The sequence below is a fragment of the Aeromicrobium sp. P5_D10 genome, assembly GCF_054049535.1.
Window position 1 is genome coordinate 1 of sequence record NZ_JBFUME010000002.1, and the last position, 19,475, is coordinate 19,475.

Sequence of the window (19,475 nt, forward strand, 5' to 3'; positions counted from 1 at the left end):
AACCGACGCCACAGCTCCCACAATGTCTTTGAACTTGCCTACCGGAACCTTAGGAACTGGTGGCTTAGGTTTGGGCCTACCCAACGGATCGACCGGGTTGTACGCATGAGGATCACGCTGTCCCGTGCCCGGATTGACCCAATCCATCTSATCTGGATGACTCGTCCARCYTCCRSCRSTMRSCCAYAGTCCGGACGGATCACTTCGCGTAACAGGATCATTGTTCAGGTCGGTCAGGTTGTCGTCGTGGACGAAGACGTGCTCGACCCACTTGGCGGCTTGTTCGCCGGTCTCGGGGTCGGTCGCGATGACCTCGTCGCCGACCTCGATCTGGTCGATGGGCCTCTTGGTCCCGTCGGCCATCAGAACCAATGTTGCTCCGGAGAAAGAGCAGGCTCTGGCGGCGATCTCAGCCAGCTCATCGCCGTACGTTGCGGCAACGCCCGGGACCGGAAGCGGACGGGGCACTGCCTCGCGGCCTCCAGTGGCCGTCCGGGTTATACCGCCACCGCTGTCGACCTGCGCAAGCTGCACGGTGGGGTCGTAGGTGGTCTAGGTCAACGTCGCAGCGGATTCCAGGCGCGCGGACGCGCCGTCCGACCAATCGCTGACGGCGCGGTGCGAGACGGGAAGGCCGTACGCCGCCGGAGGACCCCGCTCCGACGCTGGTTCGAAGTCGACGCCAGCGTGGCCGAGGTCGTCGTAGACGAAGGCGGCAGCGGCGTGCGCCATCGGCATAGCTGCGATGGAGGCTGCTGGCAGGAATCCGAGCCAGACCAGCAGCAATCCGATCGCAAGTGACAGAGCTCGCCTCACGAGGACCCGCCTAACGCATCCGAGATCGGCGACTGCTGAATCGCAGCGCAGAGTTGCGAATGGTCGGTGTACGGACTTGCCATTGATGGTGCGTAGAGGGCAAGAGCCTCCAAGAGGTCCTCGAACTCTTCTTCGTATGGATGATGAGCGTGAAGCTCTTGTTCGAGTGCAGCAGCTGCAAGACCGGAGTCGTCTCCGTCAAGGATGCGACGGGCGGCCTCGGCGACCTCTGGTGCGACGCCGGTCATCGGACCATCACCGTCACAATGTGCATCTGCCCGTTGTCTCGGACGGCGACCCAGTCCTTTCCTTGGTAGACGCGGACCGTTCCGTTCGGTCGCATCATCGTCCTCGTCGGATTTTTGAGGATGTCGTCGACCCGGCTCAGTGTTGTCGGCGACCGGCCAGGGGCCCCATAGACAATTCGCTCGGCCGCGTGAGCACTCACCGTGTAGCCAGAAGGCGTGCGCGCGTACCCCTCTCCGACCTGGCCGAGCAGGTTTCGCGATGCCGCCGCGGGGTCGTACCTGACGAGAGCGCCGGCCTCATCAACGGTCTTTGCGGCAACACCGGCTGACCCGGATCTTGCGGCGCCGGCAGCTGTTCCGGCCTTGGTCGCAGAAAGCGTACCAAGTGACGTAAGAAGCATGCCTGCGTCCATCACGCTCCATAGGAACGAGAGCGGATCCAAGTCGAACTGCTTGATCATCCAATTGGTCGAGTAGGGGTTGTAATCACTACTGAACGGCGTACGCCCCTGAACACCGTTGGCAACGAGGTCAGCAGCACCCGTAGCAACCGACGCCACAGCTCCCACAATGTCTTTGAACTTGCCTACCGGAACCTTAGGAACTGGTGGCTTAGGTTTGGGCCTACCCAACGGATCGACCGGGTTGTACGCATGAGGATCACGCTGTCCCGTGCCCGGATTGACCCAATCCATCTAACCGACAAGAACCTGCCAAGCTTCGGGTCGTACTCGCGAGCCTCCAGATGAGTTGTACCCGTCGAGACATCCATCGTCTTATCGAGATAACCACGACCATTGGGCCACGGCCCCGCAGCCGACTTAAGCTCCAAACCAAACGGAGTGAACCGACGCTTCTGAACCGACAACGTCGCACCATTGATCGCGAGCTGACCAGAATTGTTGCGATCTCCGATCATCACCGTCAGACCAGAACCACTCCTGCTGGCAACTGGCTCCCCACCGAGACTGTAGTTGCGGACCAGACTCAGCACGCCGCCCGTGCTGGTGTACTCGCTGGCTCCCACATACGCCGTGATCGAGTCAGCAGCTGAATCACTCTTGAGCAGCCGGTTGCCGTCGGCGTCGTAGATGTAGGTGGTGGTCTCATGCGTTGCCTTGTCCTCCACCGACTTCTGGCGACCCTCACGGTCCCAGACGATGAGCTGTCCGCCAGCACCGGTCGAACGCTCAGTCGTGTTGCCGGTGCTGTCGTACTCGAACAATTCGGTCTGATCCACAGTGCCCGTCGACTCCACCTTCGTTGGGGCATGCGGCGCCGCCGTCAGTGATTGCGGATCTGGATAGGTCGACACATGCGTCGTGGATGAGACACCCGAACCCGTGCCGGTCTTCTGGATCCACTGGGTACGGTTGCCTGATTTGTCGTAGCTGTACTGATCCCAGTACGGATTCTCGGTCCCCAACGAAGTTTCCGAGGGTGCCTGGCAATCGCTGCTGCCAGTCGACCACGCCTGCTCAAGGCGTCTCAGGTGGTCATAGCTGAAGCACTGCTTGAGCGGGGCAGAGTCGGAAAGGTCATCGAGACTGATGATGTTGTCAGCTTTGTCGTAGCCGTAGCGCAGGTCGAGCTGAGTGGTCGCTGCCGACGGTTGAAGCGCTACCGACTGGCGGGTGAGCCGCCGTGTCGCCTCGTCATACTCTCGGCTGTCGTACACAGTCTTTCCGACCGTCGACCCCAAGGCACGCTGCGCCAGTTCACCGAACGGCGTGTAGGTCGTTCCGGCCACAAGAGCCCCAGCACCTGTGAGCGTCTTGACGTTGCCAAGATTGTCGTAGGTGTAGTTCAGATTCTCGTTGACGACGCCGGTGCCGCTGGTCGATGGCTGTTCAACCTGCTTGAGCAAGCCATTGTCGTAATACGACAGCTTCGTGACGTACCCGCCGGCCCGGTACAAGCCCGACGCCGATTCCGGCAGTTGGAGCCTCGTCGCCGCCGGACGACCTTCGCTGTCGTACGCCGTAGTCGACGTCGTGTACTCGTCTGATCCCACAATCCGGGTCGATGCCGACGGCATGCCCTTGAGAACAGAGTCATACGTCCACTTTGCCCTTAGGTTGCCGTTTTCGTCGCCATCGCGCAGTTCGGTCTTGCGACTGAGCCGGTCGTAGCCGGTCCACAAGCTGTGGCCCTCCGCGTCCGTCGTCGTGACAGTTCGCCCCAGGGCGTCGAATGTCGTCTGGGTAGCTCCCTTGTCAGGATCGACTGCCTCGATTCGGCGTCCACGAGCGTCGTAGCGGTACGACCACTTTGTTCCGTCGACATTCGTGACCGTCTTGAGTTGTCCAGCCAGCGTGTATGCGTAGGTCGTCTCGTCGAACGCTGCTCCCGATTGGAGCGGATCGCCCGTGGTGTACTGGCGCAGCGCCGTGGTCCGGCCGTGAGCATCACTGATCGTCGTCGTGGCCGTCCCACCGGTCGGCGGTTTGACGTGGACCCGGTCCCCCTCCTGCGTGGTCTCAGTGCGCGAGATCTCCTTGCTACCCGACATGAGAATCGCAGTCGTGCGACGAGAAATCGGGTCGAACTCGAAGTTGGTGTAACGCGGGATGCCATTGGTCATGGCTGTGACGAGTGTTTCGTCCACGGCGGCAGTGTTGAAGTATGGCCCGCGCTCTGACTCGACTCGACCCTGAGCGTCATACCGCGTCTCGGTGATCAACCGACCCCCGGTCGGATTGGCTGCGGGTGACTGAGTCTGCCTCGGTCGGACGAGACCGTCGAAGAACTGCACCGACTTGATGTAGCCGTTGTCGGTGCCGAGCGTTTGGGTCGTGATCCGGTTGGGCGCCGTGGCAGACATGAAGTAGCTGTACTTGGAGGTGGGAGTCTTCGTCGCCCGATCACGGCCAGGTGCCCACACATTGGTCACTCGACCCAGCGCGTCGCGGGCGAATTCCGTGGTCCGACCGCTCACGTCGACAGACTTGTCGACCGATCCCCACTCGCGATTGAGTGTCTGGGTCGTCTTGTGCGCCAGACCCCCTTCACCAGAATCGGCCGTCGTGGTGATCGTCGTAGGTATCCCGAAGGTGCTTCCATAGACCGTGCTGGACTTCGTGCCGACCGCATCGGTCACCGTCAAGGGACGTCCACTGGCGTCGTAGGTCGTGACCGCATCGGTCTGATAGGTCACGCCACTGTCGAAGCCGTCCATCGAGCGCGATGTCGTGGCGAGTCCACGTGTGGGGACTGCTGACGTGCTGCTTGCGCCGTCGAAGTATGTCTCGGTCGCGCTGATCACCGCGTCAGCGTTCGTAGGTTGGGCGCACGCCGACGAGGTCGTCGCGTAGGTGGTCTCCCGCTCCACCGCTGCCATCAACCAAGCCGTCGAACCCGTGGTCGGCGTCGCGTAGACGCGATCCGTGCATCGATCGTCGGACGCATCGCTCACGTCACCCTCGTCGAAGGCCCGAGTCTGACGGCCTTCGGCGTCGAAAGTGTTGGTGGTGCGGGTAACCCGGAATCCGCCACTCTTGAGCGCAGTCCTGAACTCGGTTTCACCCGTCAGTCGGATGTTCGCGTGGTAGTCCCCTCCGTCAGCGGTCTGTCTGAACGTAGGAGTAGTGACATCAATCGAGACAATACCGCCGCCCGACGTGGTCCTGGTTGTTGTGCGACGAGCCACACCGAGAAAGATGTTCTTGTCGCTGATGGCCGGACTGTTTGATCCATCGGTGATAGTCACCACCTTGCGAGCGTTGGGATTTATCGTGCCGTCAGCGTCTGCGATCCGATCTCCGTCCATGCCTCGCAAATACAGTGTCTCCGACCAGGTGCGGTCATCCGAGTAGCCCGATCGCCCCCCAACTTCGGTGATGACCTTTTGATAGCCGCGCCAGTCTGACCACGTGCGATGTTTCCACAAAGTGAGGTAAGAGCTGTCGAAGCGCCAAGCGGGATCACCGACGTACGTGTAGGTGGTCGTAATCGGCGGTGCTCCACCCGTCTGATCCGACTCCACGATGCTGTCAACCCGATACTTGTTGAAGAACTCCAGTCGAGGCGCGGTTGCGTACTTGGGCTGGTAGTAGCTCGGAAAACACCGGTGCGTGTTCTCGTCCAGCTCATACACTCCCGGCCGATTCGTCAGCGAGCAGGCCCTGGCCGAGTAGTTGACCGCTGTGACACCTCCGAGTCCATTGCGGATCGTCTTGACTCGCCACTTCACGAATGCGGCGACACCGTCGCCTGTGCCGTCGACACGGCTCTCCATCTGCTCGCCGGAGAAGACAATCTCAGGCAGGACGATCGCACTTCCGTTTGGCGCCCTGCCGGTCTGCTGGATCGTCGAGAGCCACAAAGTACGGTCGGTGTCGTCTCCCGACTGCGGGAACTTCTGTTCGAAATCCCATGAATTCACTGGGCGATAGACAGGGGATGTTCCCGTACTGCTGAGAACTGACGTGGTCACCTTCGTCATACGGAAGTTGGTGAAGAATGTCGGCGACGGCCGATTGGCGCACACCGTCGAAGCTATTGTGCAGATCCGGTCATACGGGACGTCTGGCCACGAACGCGCAGTCTCCTCACTCAAGTGGCCTGGGGCGCAATTCTCAGCCTCGGTCGGGATACATCTCTGCTCGTAGTCGAACGTCACGATGGCCGGAGCCGTGGACACAGGCTGGGTTCGGGTGCCGTATTCGATGCGATCGAGCCGCGAGCCCCGCGCATAAAGGGATTGATACGACTCGTCCTCCGCCCCATAGCGATTCTCCTCCTGCTCGTAGAAGTACGTCATGGTGTTGCCGTTGACGTCTTCGACGTAGTCGAGTGACCAGCGCCAGCCCTGCTGGCAGCGGGAGGTGTGGAACGTCGACCCCCGGCACGGCTCTCCGGGATTGTTGCCGAACACCTGAACGAACGACACCGAATCGGTCGTTCGTCCCGAGAACGGGACCCTGTTGATGCCGAAGTGGTACTTCGTGCCATCGGTCGTAGTGGCGATGAAGTACTCGCTGTCGTTGTCGCGGTTGTCACCTGCCGCGCCATGATCACGGACGATCCGAGTGCCGTCATCACTCTGCATCCGCCAGCTGTTGTTGGCCTTTCTGATGAGCCGGCTCGATTTGCCGTTGAGCACGATCGTCAGATCGTCATCGTGCCAACACAGGTCATTCTTGGGCTGGGTGTTCTCCGGAGATTCGTCATCCCCACATCGCACATAACTACGTTCGATGAAGTTGTCGTTGAAGCTGAACCCTTCACCGATCACCGAAGCCTGGTTGTTCGTCGATTCGGTGCGTCCATCCACCGAACCTGACGAGTAGTTGACCGACAGCTCAGGGGTCGGGCCACCTGCCCCGGGCGGAACAGCCAACGGATAGTTCCACGTGAAGTCACCGGACTGTCCGCCGGAGGACCAGGAAGAGTTTGCCGCCAGCGGAGACGCGCTGTAGCTACCCTGGTCACCTGAATCGCCCGCCACCAGAGCCATCGTCACCGCGCCGACGTTGTAAGACCCGGCGGGGAGCACAGCCGTCACCGTCTTGGCTTCGGAATCGTTGGTGGACTCCAACGGCGTCGTCTTCGTGCAACTCAGCTCATCGTCTACGGTCACACAGTCATCGAGCTTGACAGCCGATAGTCGACTGGCCCAGTTTCCGCCGAAGGCTCCCTCAAAATCCTGATATCCGAGCTGGATCTCCAGATCGGCGGTCGGCATGGTCGGCGTCTCCGCAGGCTCTTCCGACGGCGGGTCTACGGGCACCTCGGTTGGCGGGGTCTCTGCTTCCTCGTCATCCTGCAAAGATTCAGCAGAACTCTGCGGCTGCACCGGGGCTTCTGTCACTCCAGGCGCTTGCGACTGAGCCGCCGGCGTGACGGTGTACACCGGACCCTGGCCGGTCACATTTTTCGGCGCCAACTTGCCCAGCGACTCCACGGTCACCGTAGCCGGGGCAGTCTCGGGGTCCGATGATCGCACCGCGATCTCGTCGTCCTCGGCGAACTCATCGGAGACAGCGAGCTCGGTGGTCTCGCCTGCTGCCGGCCAATCAGGTTTCGGTAACCGGTCTGTGTCTGTTACGGCCAGATCCTGCTGTGCTGCCTTGGCGGCAGACTTTGTCACCTTCACCGACGCCGTTTGGTCGACGTCCGGCGTGCCTGCAGAGGCGGCGACCGACGGCGAGGCAGTCAGCATCCCTGCCGTCAATACGGTGCCGAGGGCGGCAACCAGAGCGACCCTTGGGGCCGTCCGGTTCGAGCTGAACGTCAGTTTGCGCACGATGTCGGTCCTTGATCGATACGGTCGTCGGCGTAGCAGCGGCCACCGTCGCTGGTATGAAGCTGCACCAAAGCAACGTCATCCAGCAAGCCCTGCTTGAGCATGATGTTGTCGAGGTCGCCCTTCCATTTCTGTGCGTACGCTGACGCCGATCGAGCACCCCCGATCAGAAGTGGTCCGTCGCTGACTTGGGAAGGAGCCGTCGAAGTTGCTCGGCTCTCCGTGACGACGCCGTCGACCATGACACGCAGACGGATCACGCCGCTCTTCGAGACATCACCCACCAGGTGCACCATCCGGGGCTTAGCGGGCGGCGCGACCGCCAAGTCCTCTGCCACAGTTCGGCTTGACTCGACGTAGATCATCGCGCCCGCCGAGTTGCGAACCCCAAACCGGTAACAGCCGGCAACCGGAGAGGTGCACGCAGTCGACGTCCCCAGAGTGAAATTGCTCTGGGCAGCCGTGCCCTGACTGACTGCGACACGATCGGCGACCTCATCCGGCCGCACCCATGCCGACACCGTGAAGCTCTCGTTGGTCGCGACCACTGGACCAGCACTTCGCGGCGGTGCCGGCTCAGAACCAGCGAGGCGGACCAGATAGTCATCCTTGTTCGCACTCGGAAGAGAACCATCTGCACGATACCCGCCGCGCTTGGTCCACACCTCGGTCATGCCCGACAAGTCGTGGGCACCCGCCTGATCGACCGAGGTTGTTCCATTGCCCTCATCGAAAAGGTACTGAGCCGAGTACCCCTCTCCGCCGCCTTGAGGCTCGAACTTATACGCCGTCGACTCGCTGACACTGCCAGCCGTGTTGTAGGCCCACACTCGAATAACGTTCGGTCCCGTCTTCGTGGGGGTGACAGCGATCGTGGCCCGCCTGTCGGTGGTAGTCGGGACGATGGCCGTCGATGTCGGGGTCTGTGAATTCACTGACCATCGGTAGTACGCGAACGACGACGGAGTCGGGTCATTGACGTTGGCCGTGGGATCGAGCGTCACCGCAACGGGAGCCGCGTCGATGCTCCACGCTGCGCCTCCCGGCACGATGATGCCCGGCGGTCCTACCAAACTCCCGTCGACCTTGAAGGTGCAAGTGACCCAATCCGTCGAAAGATCGGTGTAGTCCGGGTCGGGGTCGACGGCTCTGACTTGCCACGTGTAAGTGCCGTTCGGCAATGTACCGTCAGGCTTCTCCACACGAGTCGCGGACGTGAATCGCGAACCGTGCGAGCCGGCCGCTGAAACCGTCTCCGCCCAAATTGGTGAGCCGCTGACTGTCGATCCGGAGTAGGCGTAGAACTGCACCTTCAGATTGTCGTAGTCCGGGCTGGTCAGGTAGGTGCTCAGACGCGGCTTCACGCCGCCGATCGTGGGCACGGGCGAGGTTCCACACGCCAAGGTGGGATCGGCAAGGTGGAGATTGGTCGGCACGTCTGGCGGGAATTTGTAGATCACGTTGAGCGTCGCCTCGTGATCGAACCACTTCGCGCTCTCATCACTGGTCTCCGTATGCGCCCGCATGCCGAATGTCACGGAACTGTACGGCGCCGCCGCAACAGAAGCGACGGCACTCGTGACTGCGAACTCCGACCGTCGTCCGTAGAGGCCGCATCCCCCCGCAGCTTGATCAGTGTTCGTGTCGAGGTGGGACGACCACGACGGCTGGTTGTTCCACGTCGTGGTCGAACTGATGACCGATGTGCGCCACAACTGCATTCCGTGAGGTGCGCAGGCGTGAGTGCCCTTCAGGCGGCCAACAAAGGTTGCCCTCCTGATCGTGGCACCAGCCAATGACGAGGTACTGAACCGCCAAAACAGGCGCTGCAACTGAGTGCCTTGAAATCCCGCATGGAGACTCGCGTAAGTCCACTTGTAGTAGGAGGCCGTGGGATTCTCCTTGCGGATCCCGGTCCAGTCGACTGTGGACGGCGAAATCTGCGGATCGATGAAAACCGGATACGACACGTCTGGCCCGGTCAACGCCTCGACCTCTGGCCGCAGAACCACCGACTTCCTACTCACAGTGGTGCGGACCGCCGTGACGTCATCACTTTCTGAAGGACCCTCAAACACAGATGCAGACGCGCCCTCGGCCACCTTGTTCGCGTCACGTGCGGCTGGGGACTTCTTCGAGTCCCACATCAAAGGCTGGGGCGCCGCACCGACTTCGCGCCCCTTGGCGTCCACAATGGCAAACCCACCATTAGACGACCGCAGAATGCCCCCATCCACGTCCGTATCCAACACAATCCGGCGCAGGGCAGGATTCCGCGCGGCTTGGCGATTCTTCACCACGAGGATTTGCGAGGTCCCTGCGTCGGTCACCGTCATTCGCAGGTCCACGTCTGGGAAGACATCCGCATACGTCGCAGTAGCACCGTCAAGCACAGGCGCCGGCAGTTTCTCAGGCCAATCCGTCGAGATCTGGACGCCACCGACCTGCGTCACCAACAGCGCGGTGTCACCGCCGCCGGACAGGGCCGTCGGCTCTGGAGGGGCCTTCGGCCGCACTTTGCCGTCGGATCCACGTGTCAGGTCAAGGTCGATTGGCACCCAGGCTTTTCCGACTCGGGCCCGAACCGGCACCGTCGATATCTCACGGCGGAAGTATCCGTCCGGGTTGGCCCACACCGTCTCAGTCGTCGTACGTTCACCGACGACCTCGACCGGCTTGCCCGTGGCCTGTGCTTTTGCGGTCTCTGGGAGAACACCCAGATCGAGTCGCGGCGATCTGCCGGCGGCAGGCAGGATCACCAACAGCAACGCACCCATGACGATGACCACGACGAGTCTCCTGAGAGAGGCCTGTTGATCGCTCGCTGGTCGAACGGATTTGTGCATGGACCGATGTTCAGATGACACGGCAACTCTCAGGATCGATCCGCCCCGTACGTCGCCCCGTGAGTGCAACCAAGATCGGAATTCTTGGCATCGGCTGACCGCCGAGCCTGAACAACACTTGGAATACTCTCAGGTTGGACAGCCATTTGTCCGCGATATGACGAACTCCGAGAAGCTCACGGAATCAGTTTCGGGGCAGCTGCGCAATCAGTTGGAGCTCGTCGTGCCTCGAAAGACCCGCCTTGCGCTCGCGCTCGAGCCCGCGGGTGCGCTCTTCGACGAGCGTGTCCCGCAGGGTCGACGTGAGCGGCCGACGTTCAAGGCCCCACTCAAGGGCGCGCCGGTCGTCCATCATGCCCATCCCACGATGGCTGAACGGGAGCCACAACGGCAGGGAGCGCGGTCCCATCCACTCCTCGATGCCATGTGATCGCAGCCAGCCCGGATCGGCCTCGACCAGGCGGCCGGTGTAACCGGCGGCTTCTGCGGACAACCGCACGAGCTCGCCGACGGTCGTCGGTTCGCCGACACCGTGGACGAAACCGGTGGCTCCGGCCTCCGCGGCGTGCAGGATCCAAGCAGCGAGGTCCCGCACATCGATGACTTGCATGGGCTGCGCTCGGTCACCCGGCACCAGGACAGGTTCAGAGCCTGCGAGCGCGAACCGCGACACGTAATAGCCGAGGCGGTCGGACCGATCCCCAGGCCCGCCGATCAGACCCGCTCGGACGATCAGGTGGCGGCGCAGAGTAGCCACGGCCTCTTCGCACGCGACCTTTGCCTCTCCATAGTGCTCGGGATCGGCTTCGTCGTGGGTATGCGGCTTCAGAAGTGGCGAATCCTCGGTGAGCGCGACACTCTGATCGGCGTAGACCGAGCCGGTCGACACGAGCGTCCAGTGCGAGGTGACACCTCCGAGCGCCTCAACAGCCGACCTGACCTGGCCGGGTTGCCGCGCCACATCGATGACGAAGTCCCAGCGCTTGTCGAGGACTTCGTCATATGCCCCGTGCACAGAACGATCCGCACGAACGAACCTCGCCGCGCTCGGCGCATGCCCGGACTCCCCGCGCGCCAGACACGTGACGTCGTGGCCACGGGCCACTGCATCGTGGGCGATCAGCCCGCCGAGCCAGGACGTGCCGCCCAGAACCAGAACAGAACCCATAGGGCAAACCAACCACAACCCCCACAATCAGCAAGATGACGGCGGAATGCGCTGATGGACGCCATGGTTGTGCCTGACATGACTGTTGTCGCGTTGACCGGGTCCACCGGAGTTGTCGGAGGCGTTGCGGCGCATCTGCTCGCTGACGCCGAGATCCCGGTGCGCCTGCTGGTGCGCGATCCGGCGCGGGCACCGCACGTGACCGGTGCCGACGTGCGAACTGCCGCCTACGGCGATCCTGCTTGCGTCGATGCTCTGGTCGGAGTCGACACGGTCTTCATGGTTTCGGCCCACGAGAGCGCCGAGCGGATGGACCAGCACCGCTCATTCATCGATGCTGCCGTCGAGGCCGGCGTACGTCACGTCGTCTATCTGTCATTCGTCGGCGCTTCGGCGACATCCGGCTTCACGCTCGCCCGCGATCACGGAGCGACCGAGGCCTACCTTCGAGCGTCCGGCCTCGACTGGACGTTCCTGCGCGACAACTTCTACGCCGAGGTTCTGGTCGATTTCGCCGACGAGCACGGCGTCATCCGCGGACCGGCCGGCAATGGACGAGTCGCCCCCGTGTCACAACGTGATGTCGGCGCGGTTGTCGCACACGTCCTGACCGAACCGCGCGATCACATCTTCCAGACCTACGATCTGACCGGTCCAGAAGCGCTGACTCTGGCAGATATCGCGACGATCGCGAGCCACATCACCGGCCGGCAATTCTCCTTCGTCGACGAGACGATCGAGGAGGCCCATGCCAGTCGCGCACACTACGGCGCACCCGACTGGCAGGTCGAGGCCTGGATCAGTACCTACACCGCGATACGCGATGGCGAGCTGCAGCATGTCGACGACGACGTCAGCCGTCTCCTCGGACGACCCGCCACCTCGTTCGACGAGGCCATCGCCGAACGGGCATAGGGTTGTGACCATGTCATCTGAGCTGCTCACCGTCTCCGGCAATGTCTTCTTCCGCGAACGGCTGGCACTGCCGCCCGGCGCGATCGCCACGATCAAGCTGGTCGATGCCGAGGGCGAGGTGCACGCCGGTACCGCCGTCGCAGCTGATGCCATTCCGACCGAGTTCGCCCTGCACGCCGACCCGGAGTTCATCGCCAAACCCGATGAACTGTTCATCTGGGCCGCTCTGCGCTCCGACGTCGGAGTATGGGGAACCACCGATCTGGTGGCAGTCGAAGGCGAGACCGTCGAGGTGCTCCTCACCAAGATCGAGGACTAGCCAGTGCCCCGGGGCGATCGCGGATCCGGCGTCACACATTTGACCGACGCCGAGATCAAGTCAGGTGGCGCGCCGATCCTGGGGCGGATCGCCCACATGCTGAAGCCCTACCGGACCAAGATGATCTTCGTCGCGGTCGCGGTGGTGGCCTCCGCCGTGCTGACCTCGATCGTCCCGTTCCTGACCAAGGCCGCATTCGACAAGGCCTTGTTCCCGCCGAGCGGGGGCGTCGACCTGCACCTGCTCGCCTGGCTCGTGGCCGGCATGTGCGTGATACCGGTCGTCACAGCCTTGATCGGCATCGGCCAGAACTGGCTGACGTCGACGATCGGCAATTCGGCGATGGCCGATCTGCGCAGTGACTTGTTCGCCCACCTGCAGAAGATGGAACTCGCCTTCTTCACTGCGACCAAGACCGGCGCGATCCAGTCACGTCTGGCCAATGACGTCGCGGGGGTGCGGACTGTACTGACCGATACCGCGACCACGATCCTGCAGAACAGTGTCACCGTCACGGCGGCGTTCGTGTCGATGCTGATCCTGTCGTGGCAGCTGACGCTGCTGACTCTGGTCGTCATGCCGCTGTTCGTGTTCATCCAGTTGCAGGTCGGCAAGCGCCGTCAGCGCCTGGCCCGCAAGACTCAGGAATCGCTGTCGGAGATGACCGCGATCACCGAGGAGGCACTCAGCGTCTCGGGCATCTTGTTGTCGAAGGTCTTCAACCGGGCCGACTCCGAGGTGGCCCGCTACCGCGAGGCCAATCACAACCAGACCCGCCTCCAGGTCGAGCAAGCCATGACCGGCCGCGCCTTCTTCGCCACGGTGCAGACGTTCTTCGCCATCACCCCGGCGATCATCTACCTCGTCGCGGGCTACATGCTCGACGGCGGAACGGGCCTGACCGCCGGCACGCTCGTCGCGTTCACGACGCTGCAGGCCCGGCTGCAGATGCCGCTGCTGCAACTCATGCGCGTCACGCTCGACGTGCAGACCTCGCTCGCGCTGTTCCGTCGTCTGTTCGAATATCTCGATCTCGAGCCGGCCATCACCGAACGTCCCGGCGCCCAGGCCCTCGACGCCGAGAACCTCCGCGGTGAGATCGAGTTCCGCAATGTCTTCTTCCGCTACCCCGAACCCCGCAGTCTGACCGGAACGGTCAACCACGATCGCTTCGGTGATTCCGGTGTCCGCATCGACCGAGTCACGCCGGCGCCAGAACCCGGATGGGCGCTCGACGACATCTCGCTGATCGTCAAACCCGGCCAACTCGCGGCCATCGTCGGCCCGTCGGGATCGGGTAAGACAACCATGACCTATCTGGTGCCGCGGTTCTACGACGTCGATCGGGGAAGCGTGCTGATCGACGGCACCGATGTGCGTGACCTCACGATGGGTTCGGTGGCCGAAGCCGTCGGCATGGTCACCCAGGAGCCGTACTTGTTCCACGGCTCGATCCGCGACAACATCGCCTACGCCAAACCCGATGCCACTGCCGACGAGATCGAGCAGGCTGCCCGCGATGCCAATATCCATGACCGGATCCTCAGTTTCGCCGAAGGGTACGAGACCATCACCGGCGAGCGGGGCTACCGGCTCAGCGGCGGAGAGAAGCAACGTCTCGCGATCGCGCGGGTATTGCTGATGGATCCACGCATCCTGATCCTCGACGAGGCCACCTCGGCACTCGACACCGAGACCGAACGACTCGTGCAGGACGCCCTGGAGCGGGCAACCCACAACCGGACCACGATCGCGATCGCGCACCGGTTGTCGACGATCCACAATGCCGACGTCATCTTCGGGCTGGAGGACGGCCGCCTCGTCGAACAAGGCACCCACGATGAACTGCTCGAACTGGGCGGCCTCTACTCACGTCTGTACGTCGAACAGTTCGGCGCCGGCCAGATCGAGGCACGGTTCACCGACGGCGTGCGGTTCGTCAACGGGTCGACGTTCTGCGACCGGCCGCGCGACGACGAGCGCCGCGCCGACGTGTCGCTGTAGACCCCTCGGCGATCAGGCAGCTGCGGCCAGTGCACGCTTGTGCGCGGCCTTGAGCGCGGTCGCAACCCTTCGCTCGTACTTCTTGGACTGCTTGAGTTCTGGCGTCGAGAAGACCAGCGACGTCAGACGTCCACCCGTGCAGGTCTGCGACGAGATGCCGACGACGTCCTCGCTGATCGGCAGATAATTCAGGGTTGTACTTGTGCCCGCCTTGTCACCGCCGATCGCCGCGAGCCGCGAAAATGCACTGCACGCCTGCTTGCCGGTGAACGACTCAGCCTCCGCCAACAGCTTCTTGGCCTCGGCGAGCTGCGCCTTGTCCTCGGCCTTCTGCAGGTCGGCCGTCTGTTCCATCTGCGCGACGATGTCAGGCAGGGTCTTGGCCCAGTCCTCGGCGGCCAGATCCGTGACCTGGATCAATCCCATATCGCTGGACCATCGACACTGCACAGCACCTTCTTTGGCATCGGCGCCCACGACGGCGTCGAGCTCACTACCCAGGAGCGCTGCCCGCTCGGAACCGTTCAACAGTGCGCATCCGGCAGACTCGTCGACCTTGGGATCGACCTTCTCGTTCGAGGCCGTCGAGGTCGGATCGCTCGTGGGTTCATCTCCGGACGAGCTACAGGCCGCAACCGACACCGTTACCGTCACGGCGAGAACCACTGCCTTCCAGCTCACGGTCATGCGGCATCGGGACGACGGCGCAGCTCGCGCACCCGGACGAAGACGAAAACGCCGATGACGACCAGCACCGCCAGGATCACGAGCTTTTGGAACACATCGGCGTAGGGCTCGACCTTGTCCCAGTTCTCACCCAGTCGGTAGCCCGCGATGACGAAGATCGAATTCCAGATCAGACTGCCGAGGGTGGTCAGCACGAAGAACAGGCCGAAGTTCATCCGCTCCACGCCAGCCGGCAAGGAGATCAGACTCCGGAAGATCGGCACCATACGGCCGAAGAACACAGCCTTGCCGCCATGTTTGGCGAACCAGGCCTCAGTCTTCTCTAGGTCACTGACCTTGAGCAGGGGAACTTTCTCGAACACCGTGACGGCGCGGTCACGACCGAACACCGCGCCGAGGCCGTACAGGAGCACCGCACCGATGACCGAGCCGAGCGTTGTCGCGATCAGCGCACCGGTCAGGCTGAACGTGCCCTGACTCGCCGCGAAACCGGCCAACGGCAAGATGAGCTCGCTGGGGATCGGCGGAAAGATGTTGTCCATACCCACCGCCAGCGCCGCGCCGAGCAGGCCCAGCCGGTCCATCAGGTCGACGGCCCACCCGGCCAGCCCCGAATCGGGAGCGTTGGCGGCCTGGGTTGTGAGTGCGGTCAGTAAGGTCACGGGAGTGAGCGTATCCGTCAGGATCAATCCCATCGTCGTGGTCGGCTGTCTGGCTGCTGTGATTCTCGCGGCGGTTGTCGTCGTGACCAGCCGCGACGGCGAAGCCGACTCCGCCAAGTCACCCGATGCTCCAGCCGTCCACTCACCCGCCAAGGCCGTCGACGTCATCGACTCCGCTACGCCGGCGCAATCCGCGGTCGCGATCTCAGCGAGACTCTTCACCCGCTCACCGGTCGCAGTACTCCTGGACGGCCGCGATGCGGCGGCACAGAAGATCGCGATCCACACCGCCAAGAGCTTGGGCGCGCCGGCCCTGGTCGACGACTCTGCAGCCCGCGCGGAGATCACTCGACTCAAGGCCACCACCGTGCTGACGTTCGGTCAGACCCGTGACGTACCCGGCGCGGTACCGGTCCCCGTGGACGCCGAACGTGCCACCGCCGACGTCGCAGCGCTCAACCTCCCCGCACGAGCCCATCAGGTGGACGCCGTCGTCGTGACGCGATCGCTCACCGCGAATGCGGTCGCCGTCGCCACAGCTGAGATCGCCGGTGCCACGGTCATCGAGATTCCCGATGCCGATCCCCGGACCTCACCAGAAGTCTCCAAGCAATTGCGTGACAGACCGGGGAGTCCGGTCATCGCGCTGGGTCGACCGTTCGTGCGCGGATTCCCGTACGCCCTCGACGTGGTCCGACGCAACATCGAACAACCGTCCGGTGGATACCTCGCACTGCCAGGCAAGCACTACACCGCGATGTACGGACATCCCGGTGCGCCGCAACTCGGGGTGCTCGGTGAGCAAGGGGTCCGAGCCTCCATCAAGCGGGTCGAACAGCTCGCTGCCAAATACCGACGGGTCAGCAAAGCCGAGTTCGTACCGACGTTCGAGATCATCGCGACGGTGGCATCGGCCGGCCCCGGTAAGGACAAGGACTACTCCACCAAGGCCTCGCTCAGAACCCTCACTCCCCTGGTCGACGCCGCCGAGAAGGCCGGCGTCTACGTCATCTTGGATCTACAGCCTGGCCGCAGCGACTTCCTGACTCAGGCCAAGCGCTACCGAGCGCTGCTCGAGCGTCCCCACGTCGGCCTCGCCCTCGACCCCGAGTGGCGACTCAGGCCTAAGCAGAAGCATTTGGTCCAAATCGGTTCGGTCAACGTGAGCGAGATCAATCGCACCGCCGATTGGCTGGCAGATCTGACCCGTAAGAAGCGGCTGCCCCAGAAGCTTTTCGTCGTACACCAGTTCTCGCTGTCGATGATCAAGAAGCGCTCCCAGCTCGACACGGATCATGCCGAGCTCGCAACCGTGATCCACGTCGACGGCTCGGGTTCCCAGGACGCAAAACAGGGCACCTGGAAGGTGCTGCGCCAGGACGCCCCGCAGGTCGCCGGATGGGGCTGGAAGAACTTCGTCGACGAGGATGAGCCGATGCTGACGGTGCCGCAGACCTGGCGGTCGGTCCGTCCGCGGCCGGATCTGATCACGTACCAATGAGTCACTGACACCGTCTTGACCTTGACGCTACGTCAAGGTTGCAGGATTGGGCCATGCCACGTAGACCCCTCGCCGTGCCGCTGTACATCGGCGGCGCCTCGCTATCGCTGTTCGGCAACTCGGCCATTTCGATCGTCCTGCCCTGGCTCGTCCTGAGCACAACCGGAAGCCTGTCCTCGGCCGGTGTGATCGCAGCGGCTTCCGGTCTCGCAGCCGTTCCGGCGACGTTCGCCGGTGGACGTCTCATCGACCGGTTCGGCGCGCGCAATGTCGCCGTGGCCGCCGACCTCGGCAGCGCATCGGCTGTCCTCGGTCTCGTCATCGTCCATTCGACCGTCGGTCTGTCGGTGCCGTGGTTCATGATCTTGGGCGCAGCGGGCGCGATCTTCGACGTCCCCGGCATGACCGCCCGCCAAGCCATGCTGGCCGGGGTGTCGTCGGTTTCAGGAACGTCCGTCGACAAGGTCGCCGGACTGTTCCAGGCCGGTTTCTCGCTGGCATTCCTCGCCGGCCCCGGTATCGCCGGCCTCTTGTTGAGCGCGATGGATCCGATCGACGTCGTGTGGATCACCGCCGCCTGCTCGGCAGGTGCCGCTGCCGCGACGGCGCTCGTGCCCGTCATGGGGCAGTCATTCGATCAGGGCGTCCCCACCCCCGGCGGCGGACTCGACCTGATCCGGCGAACGCCTGCCCTGCGCGCGATGCTCATCATCGCGTTCTCGGCCAGCCTGGTCACCCCGCCCATGATCAGCCTGCTCCTCCCAGGTCATTTCAACCTGATCGGCGAACCGGGCCAGCTCGGATTCACAATGTCGGGATTCGCGGTCGGCACCCTGGTCGGATCGGTGCTGTTCGCCGTACTGGCCAAGTATTCTCGTCGCGCCGCGTACGTCGCCGGGATCCTGGCGATGTCGGCCGGCATGTGGCTGTTCGCCCCGCTCGGAGACTTCTGGCTCATCATCGCGGGCATGGTCGTGATGGGGATCGGCTCTGGCCTGTTCGGCCCGATCTGGAACGTCTACATCGCCGAGCAGGTTCCAGACGATGTACGCGGGCGCGTACTCGGCTGGCTCAATGCCGGCAGTCTGGTGGCCGGTCCGATCGGTCTGGGCTTGATGTCCCTCGTGCTGCTCGGCGGCGACCTGGCTCTGGGTGCGATCCTGGTCGCTGCGGGTTGGTCGGTCGTCGCGGCATATGCCGTCATGAGTCGCGGCGCGCATGATCTGACCGAGCCGTCCCACGACCCGGTCGTGGTTCCGGATTGATCAGGCACGATAGTCGGCATGCTGCGCATAGGAGAGCTCGCATCGTACGTCGGCATATCGACACGGACCGTGCGGTTCTACCACCAGCTGGGTCTGCTGCCCGAACCCGAGCGCAACGCTGCCGGCTATCGCTTGTACGGCGCTGACGACGTGCTCCGCCTGTCGCGGATCGTGGCCCTGGCGTCTGCGGGTGTACCGCTGGCCCGTATCCAGGAACTGCTGGGAGCGTCCGACACCACGTTCTCGGATGCACTGGAGGAGATCGACGCTGATCTACGCCATCGCATCCGTCAGCTCAAGGACGACCGCCTCCGCCTTCAACGGCTGCGCGCCGGAGATGCGCTGACCCTGCCCGATGTGATCGCGAGGCATCTGGCCTATCTTCGGTCGGCCGACATCGATCAGTCCAGGGTCGATCACTACCGCGACTCATGGGTGCTGACTCATGCGCTGTACGCCGACCGCTTCGATCCCTGGCTCCGAGAGTTCGGCGAACACATGTACGGAGATCCCGACTACCTCGACCTCATGGTCCGCATGTTCCAGGTCATCGACCATCCCCCGGACTCTCCCGACCTCGACAGTCTGGCCAACGACGCGGTCCAGTGGATGATCGACAACTGGCAGGCCAATAGCGCCGCGTGGGGACTCGACTTCGCCCTCGACGACCCGGTCGCCAATGACCTGCTGAACTCGCAATGGGTCGACACGCCCGCTTGGAGCCGGCTCAATGAGTTGCTCCTGGAAGGGCTCAGAGCGCACCGGCCCGATCACCCGGTACTGGATCGGTAACCGGC

Annotated in this window: 15 protein-coding genes; 6 read left to right on the top strand and 9 right to left on the bottom strand. The window is 63.3% G+C overall.

What is annotated here, in order from left to right; genetic code table 11:
• The 7 genes from ACXJKC_RS01700 to ACXJKC_RS01730 all read right to left on the bottom strand — a co-directional run.
• Positions 1–534, bottom strand: a 534-nt coding sequence (locus tag ACXJKC_RS01700) for a hypothetical protein (protein ID WP_456694944.1), incomplete at its 3' end; no start/stop codon positions are given.
• 18 nt (positions 535–552) lie between these two features.
• The gene (locus ACXJKC_RS01705; protein ID WP_456694945.1) at positions 553–816 is read right to left on the bottom strand and encodes a hypothetical protein; all 264 of its coding nucleotides are present in this window, start codon (positions 814–816) and stop codon (positions 553–555) included.
• Positions 813–1,064, bottom strand: a complete 252-nt coding sequence (locus ACXJKC_RS01710; RefSeq protein WP_456694946.1) for a hypothetical protein — start codon at positions 1,062–1,064, stop codon at positions 813–815. The genes ACXJKC_RS01705 and ACXJKC_RS01710 overlap by 4 nt, the downstream gene beginning before the upstream one ends.
• A complete protein-coding gene (locus ACXJKC_RS01715) occupies positions 1,061–1,624 on the bottom strand; it encodes a hypothetical protein (RefSeq protein WP_456694947.1) in 564 nt (187 codons plus the stop codon). The genes ACXJKC_RS01710 and ACXJKC_RS01715 overlap by 4 nt, the downstream gene beginning before the upstream one ends.
• A 26-nt stretch (positions 1,625–1,650) precedes the next feature.
• Positions 1,651–7,311: a DUF6443 domain-containing protein gene (locus ACXJKC_RS01720; protein WP_456694948.1), complete on the bottom strand. Its 5,661-nt coding sequence runs from the start codon at positions 7,309–7,311 to the stop codon at positions 1,651–1,653.
• Positions 7,299–10,100 carry a LamG-like jellyroll fold domain-containing protein gene (locus tag ACXJKC_RS01725; RefSeq protein ID WP_456694949.1) on the bottom strand — a complete coding sequence of 934 codons (2,802 nt, stop codon included), beginning with the start codon at positions 10,098–10,100 and terminating at the stop codon, positions 7,299–7,301. The genes ACXJKC_RS01720 and ACXJKC_RS01725 overlap by 13 nt, the downstream gene beginning before the upstream one ends.
• A gap of 241 nt (positions 10,101–10,341) precedes the next feature.
• Positions 10,342–11,325: an NAD-dependent epimerase/dehydratase family protein gene (locus tag ACXJKC_RS01730; RefSeq protein WP_456694950.1), complete on the bottom strand. Its 984-nt coding sequence runs from the start codon at positions 11,323–11,325 to the stop codon at positions 10,342–10,344.
• Between the two features lie 54 nt (positions 11,326–11,379).
• Between ACXJKC_RS01730 and ACXJKC_RS01735 the strand changes: the two genes are divergently transcribed.
• Genes ACXJKC_RS01735 through ACXJKC_RS01745 form a run of 3 tightly spaced genes read left to right on the top strand, consistent with a single transcriptional unit; the run spans position 11,380 to position 14,563 of the window.
• Positions 11,380–12,240 (top strand): SDR family oxidoreductase, encoded by an 861-nt coding sequence (locus ACXJKC_RS01735; protein WP_456694951.1) that lies wholly within the window; start codon positions 11,380–11,382, stop codon positions 12,238–12,240.
• Positions 12,241–12,250: 10 nt separating this feature from the next.
• Entirely contained in the window at positions 12,251–12,559 is a 309-nt protein-coding gene (locus ACXJKC_RS01740) for a YbaY family lipoprotein (protein ID WP_456694952.1), read from the top strand.
• Positions 12,560–12,562: 3 nt separating this feature from the next.
• The gene (locus ACXJKC_RS01745; protein ID WP_456694953.1) at positions 12,563–14,563 is read left to right on the top strand and encodes an ABC transporter ATP-binding protein; all 2,001 of its coding nucleotides are present in this window, start codon (positions 12,563–12,565) and stop codon (positions 14,561–14,563) included.
• 12 nt (positions 14,564–14,575) lie between these two features.
• On the opposite strand, the gene ACXJKC_RS01750 is transcribed toward ACXJKC_RS01745, so the two are convergent.
• Together ACXJKC_RS01750 and ACXJKC_RS01755 are read right to left on the bottom strand one after the other, a co-directional pair.
• Positions 14,576–15,250 (bottom strand): hypothetical protein, encoded by a 675-nt coding sequence (locus tag ACXJKC_RS01750; protein ID WP_456694954.1) that lies wholly within the window; start codon positions 15,248–15,250, stop codon positions 14,576–14,578.
• The gene (locus ACXJKC_RS01755; RefSeq protein ID WP_456694955.1) at positions 15,247–15,912 is read right to left on the bottom strand and encodes a DedA family protein; all 666 of its coding nucleotides are present in this window, start codon (positions 15,910–15,912) and stop codon (positions 15,247–15,249) included. The genes ACXJKC_RS01750 and ACXJKC_RS01755 overlap by 4 nt, the downstream gene beginning before the upstream one ends.
• Before the next feature lie 4 nt (positions 15,913–15,916).
• Between ACXJKC_RS01755 and ACXJKC_RS01760 the strand changes: the two genes are divergently transcribed.
• Genes ACXJKC_RS01760 through ACXJKC_RS01770 form a run of 3 tightly spaced genes read left to right on the top strand, consistent with a single transcriptional unit; the run spans position 15,917 to position 19,470 of the window.
• The gene (locus tag ACXJKC_RS01760; RefSeq protein ID WP_456694956.1) at positions 15,917–17,413 is read left to right on the top strand and encodes a hypothetical protein; all 1,497 of its coding nucleotides are present in this window, start codon (positions 15,917–15,919) and stop codon (positions 17,411–17,413) included.
• Between the two features lie 53 nt (positions 17,414–17,466).
• On the top strand, positions 17,467–18,678 hold the full coding sequence (locus ACXJKC_RS01765) for an MFS transporter (RefSeq protein WP_456694957.1): 1,212 nt from the start codon (positions 17,467–17,469) through the stop codon (positions 18,676–18,678).
• An 18-nt stretch (positions 18,679–18,696) separates the two neighbouring features.
• Entirely contained in the window at positions 18,697–19,470 is a 774-nt protein-coding gene (locus tag ACXJKC_RS01770; protein WP_456694958.1) for a MerR family transcriptional regulator, read from the top strand.
• Positions 19,471–19,475: the final 5 nt, after the last annotated feature.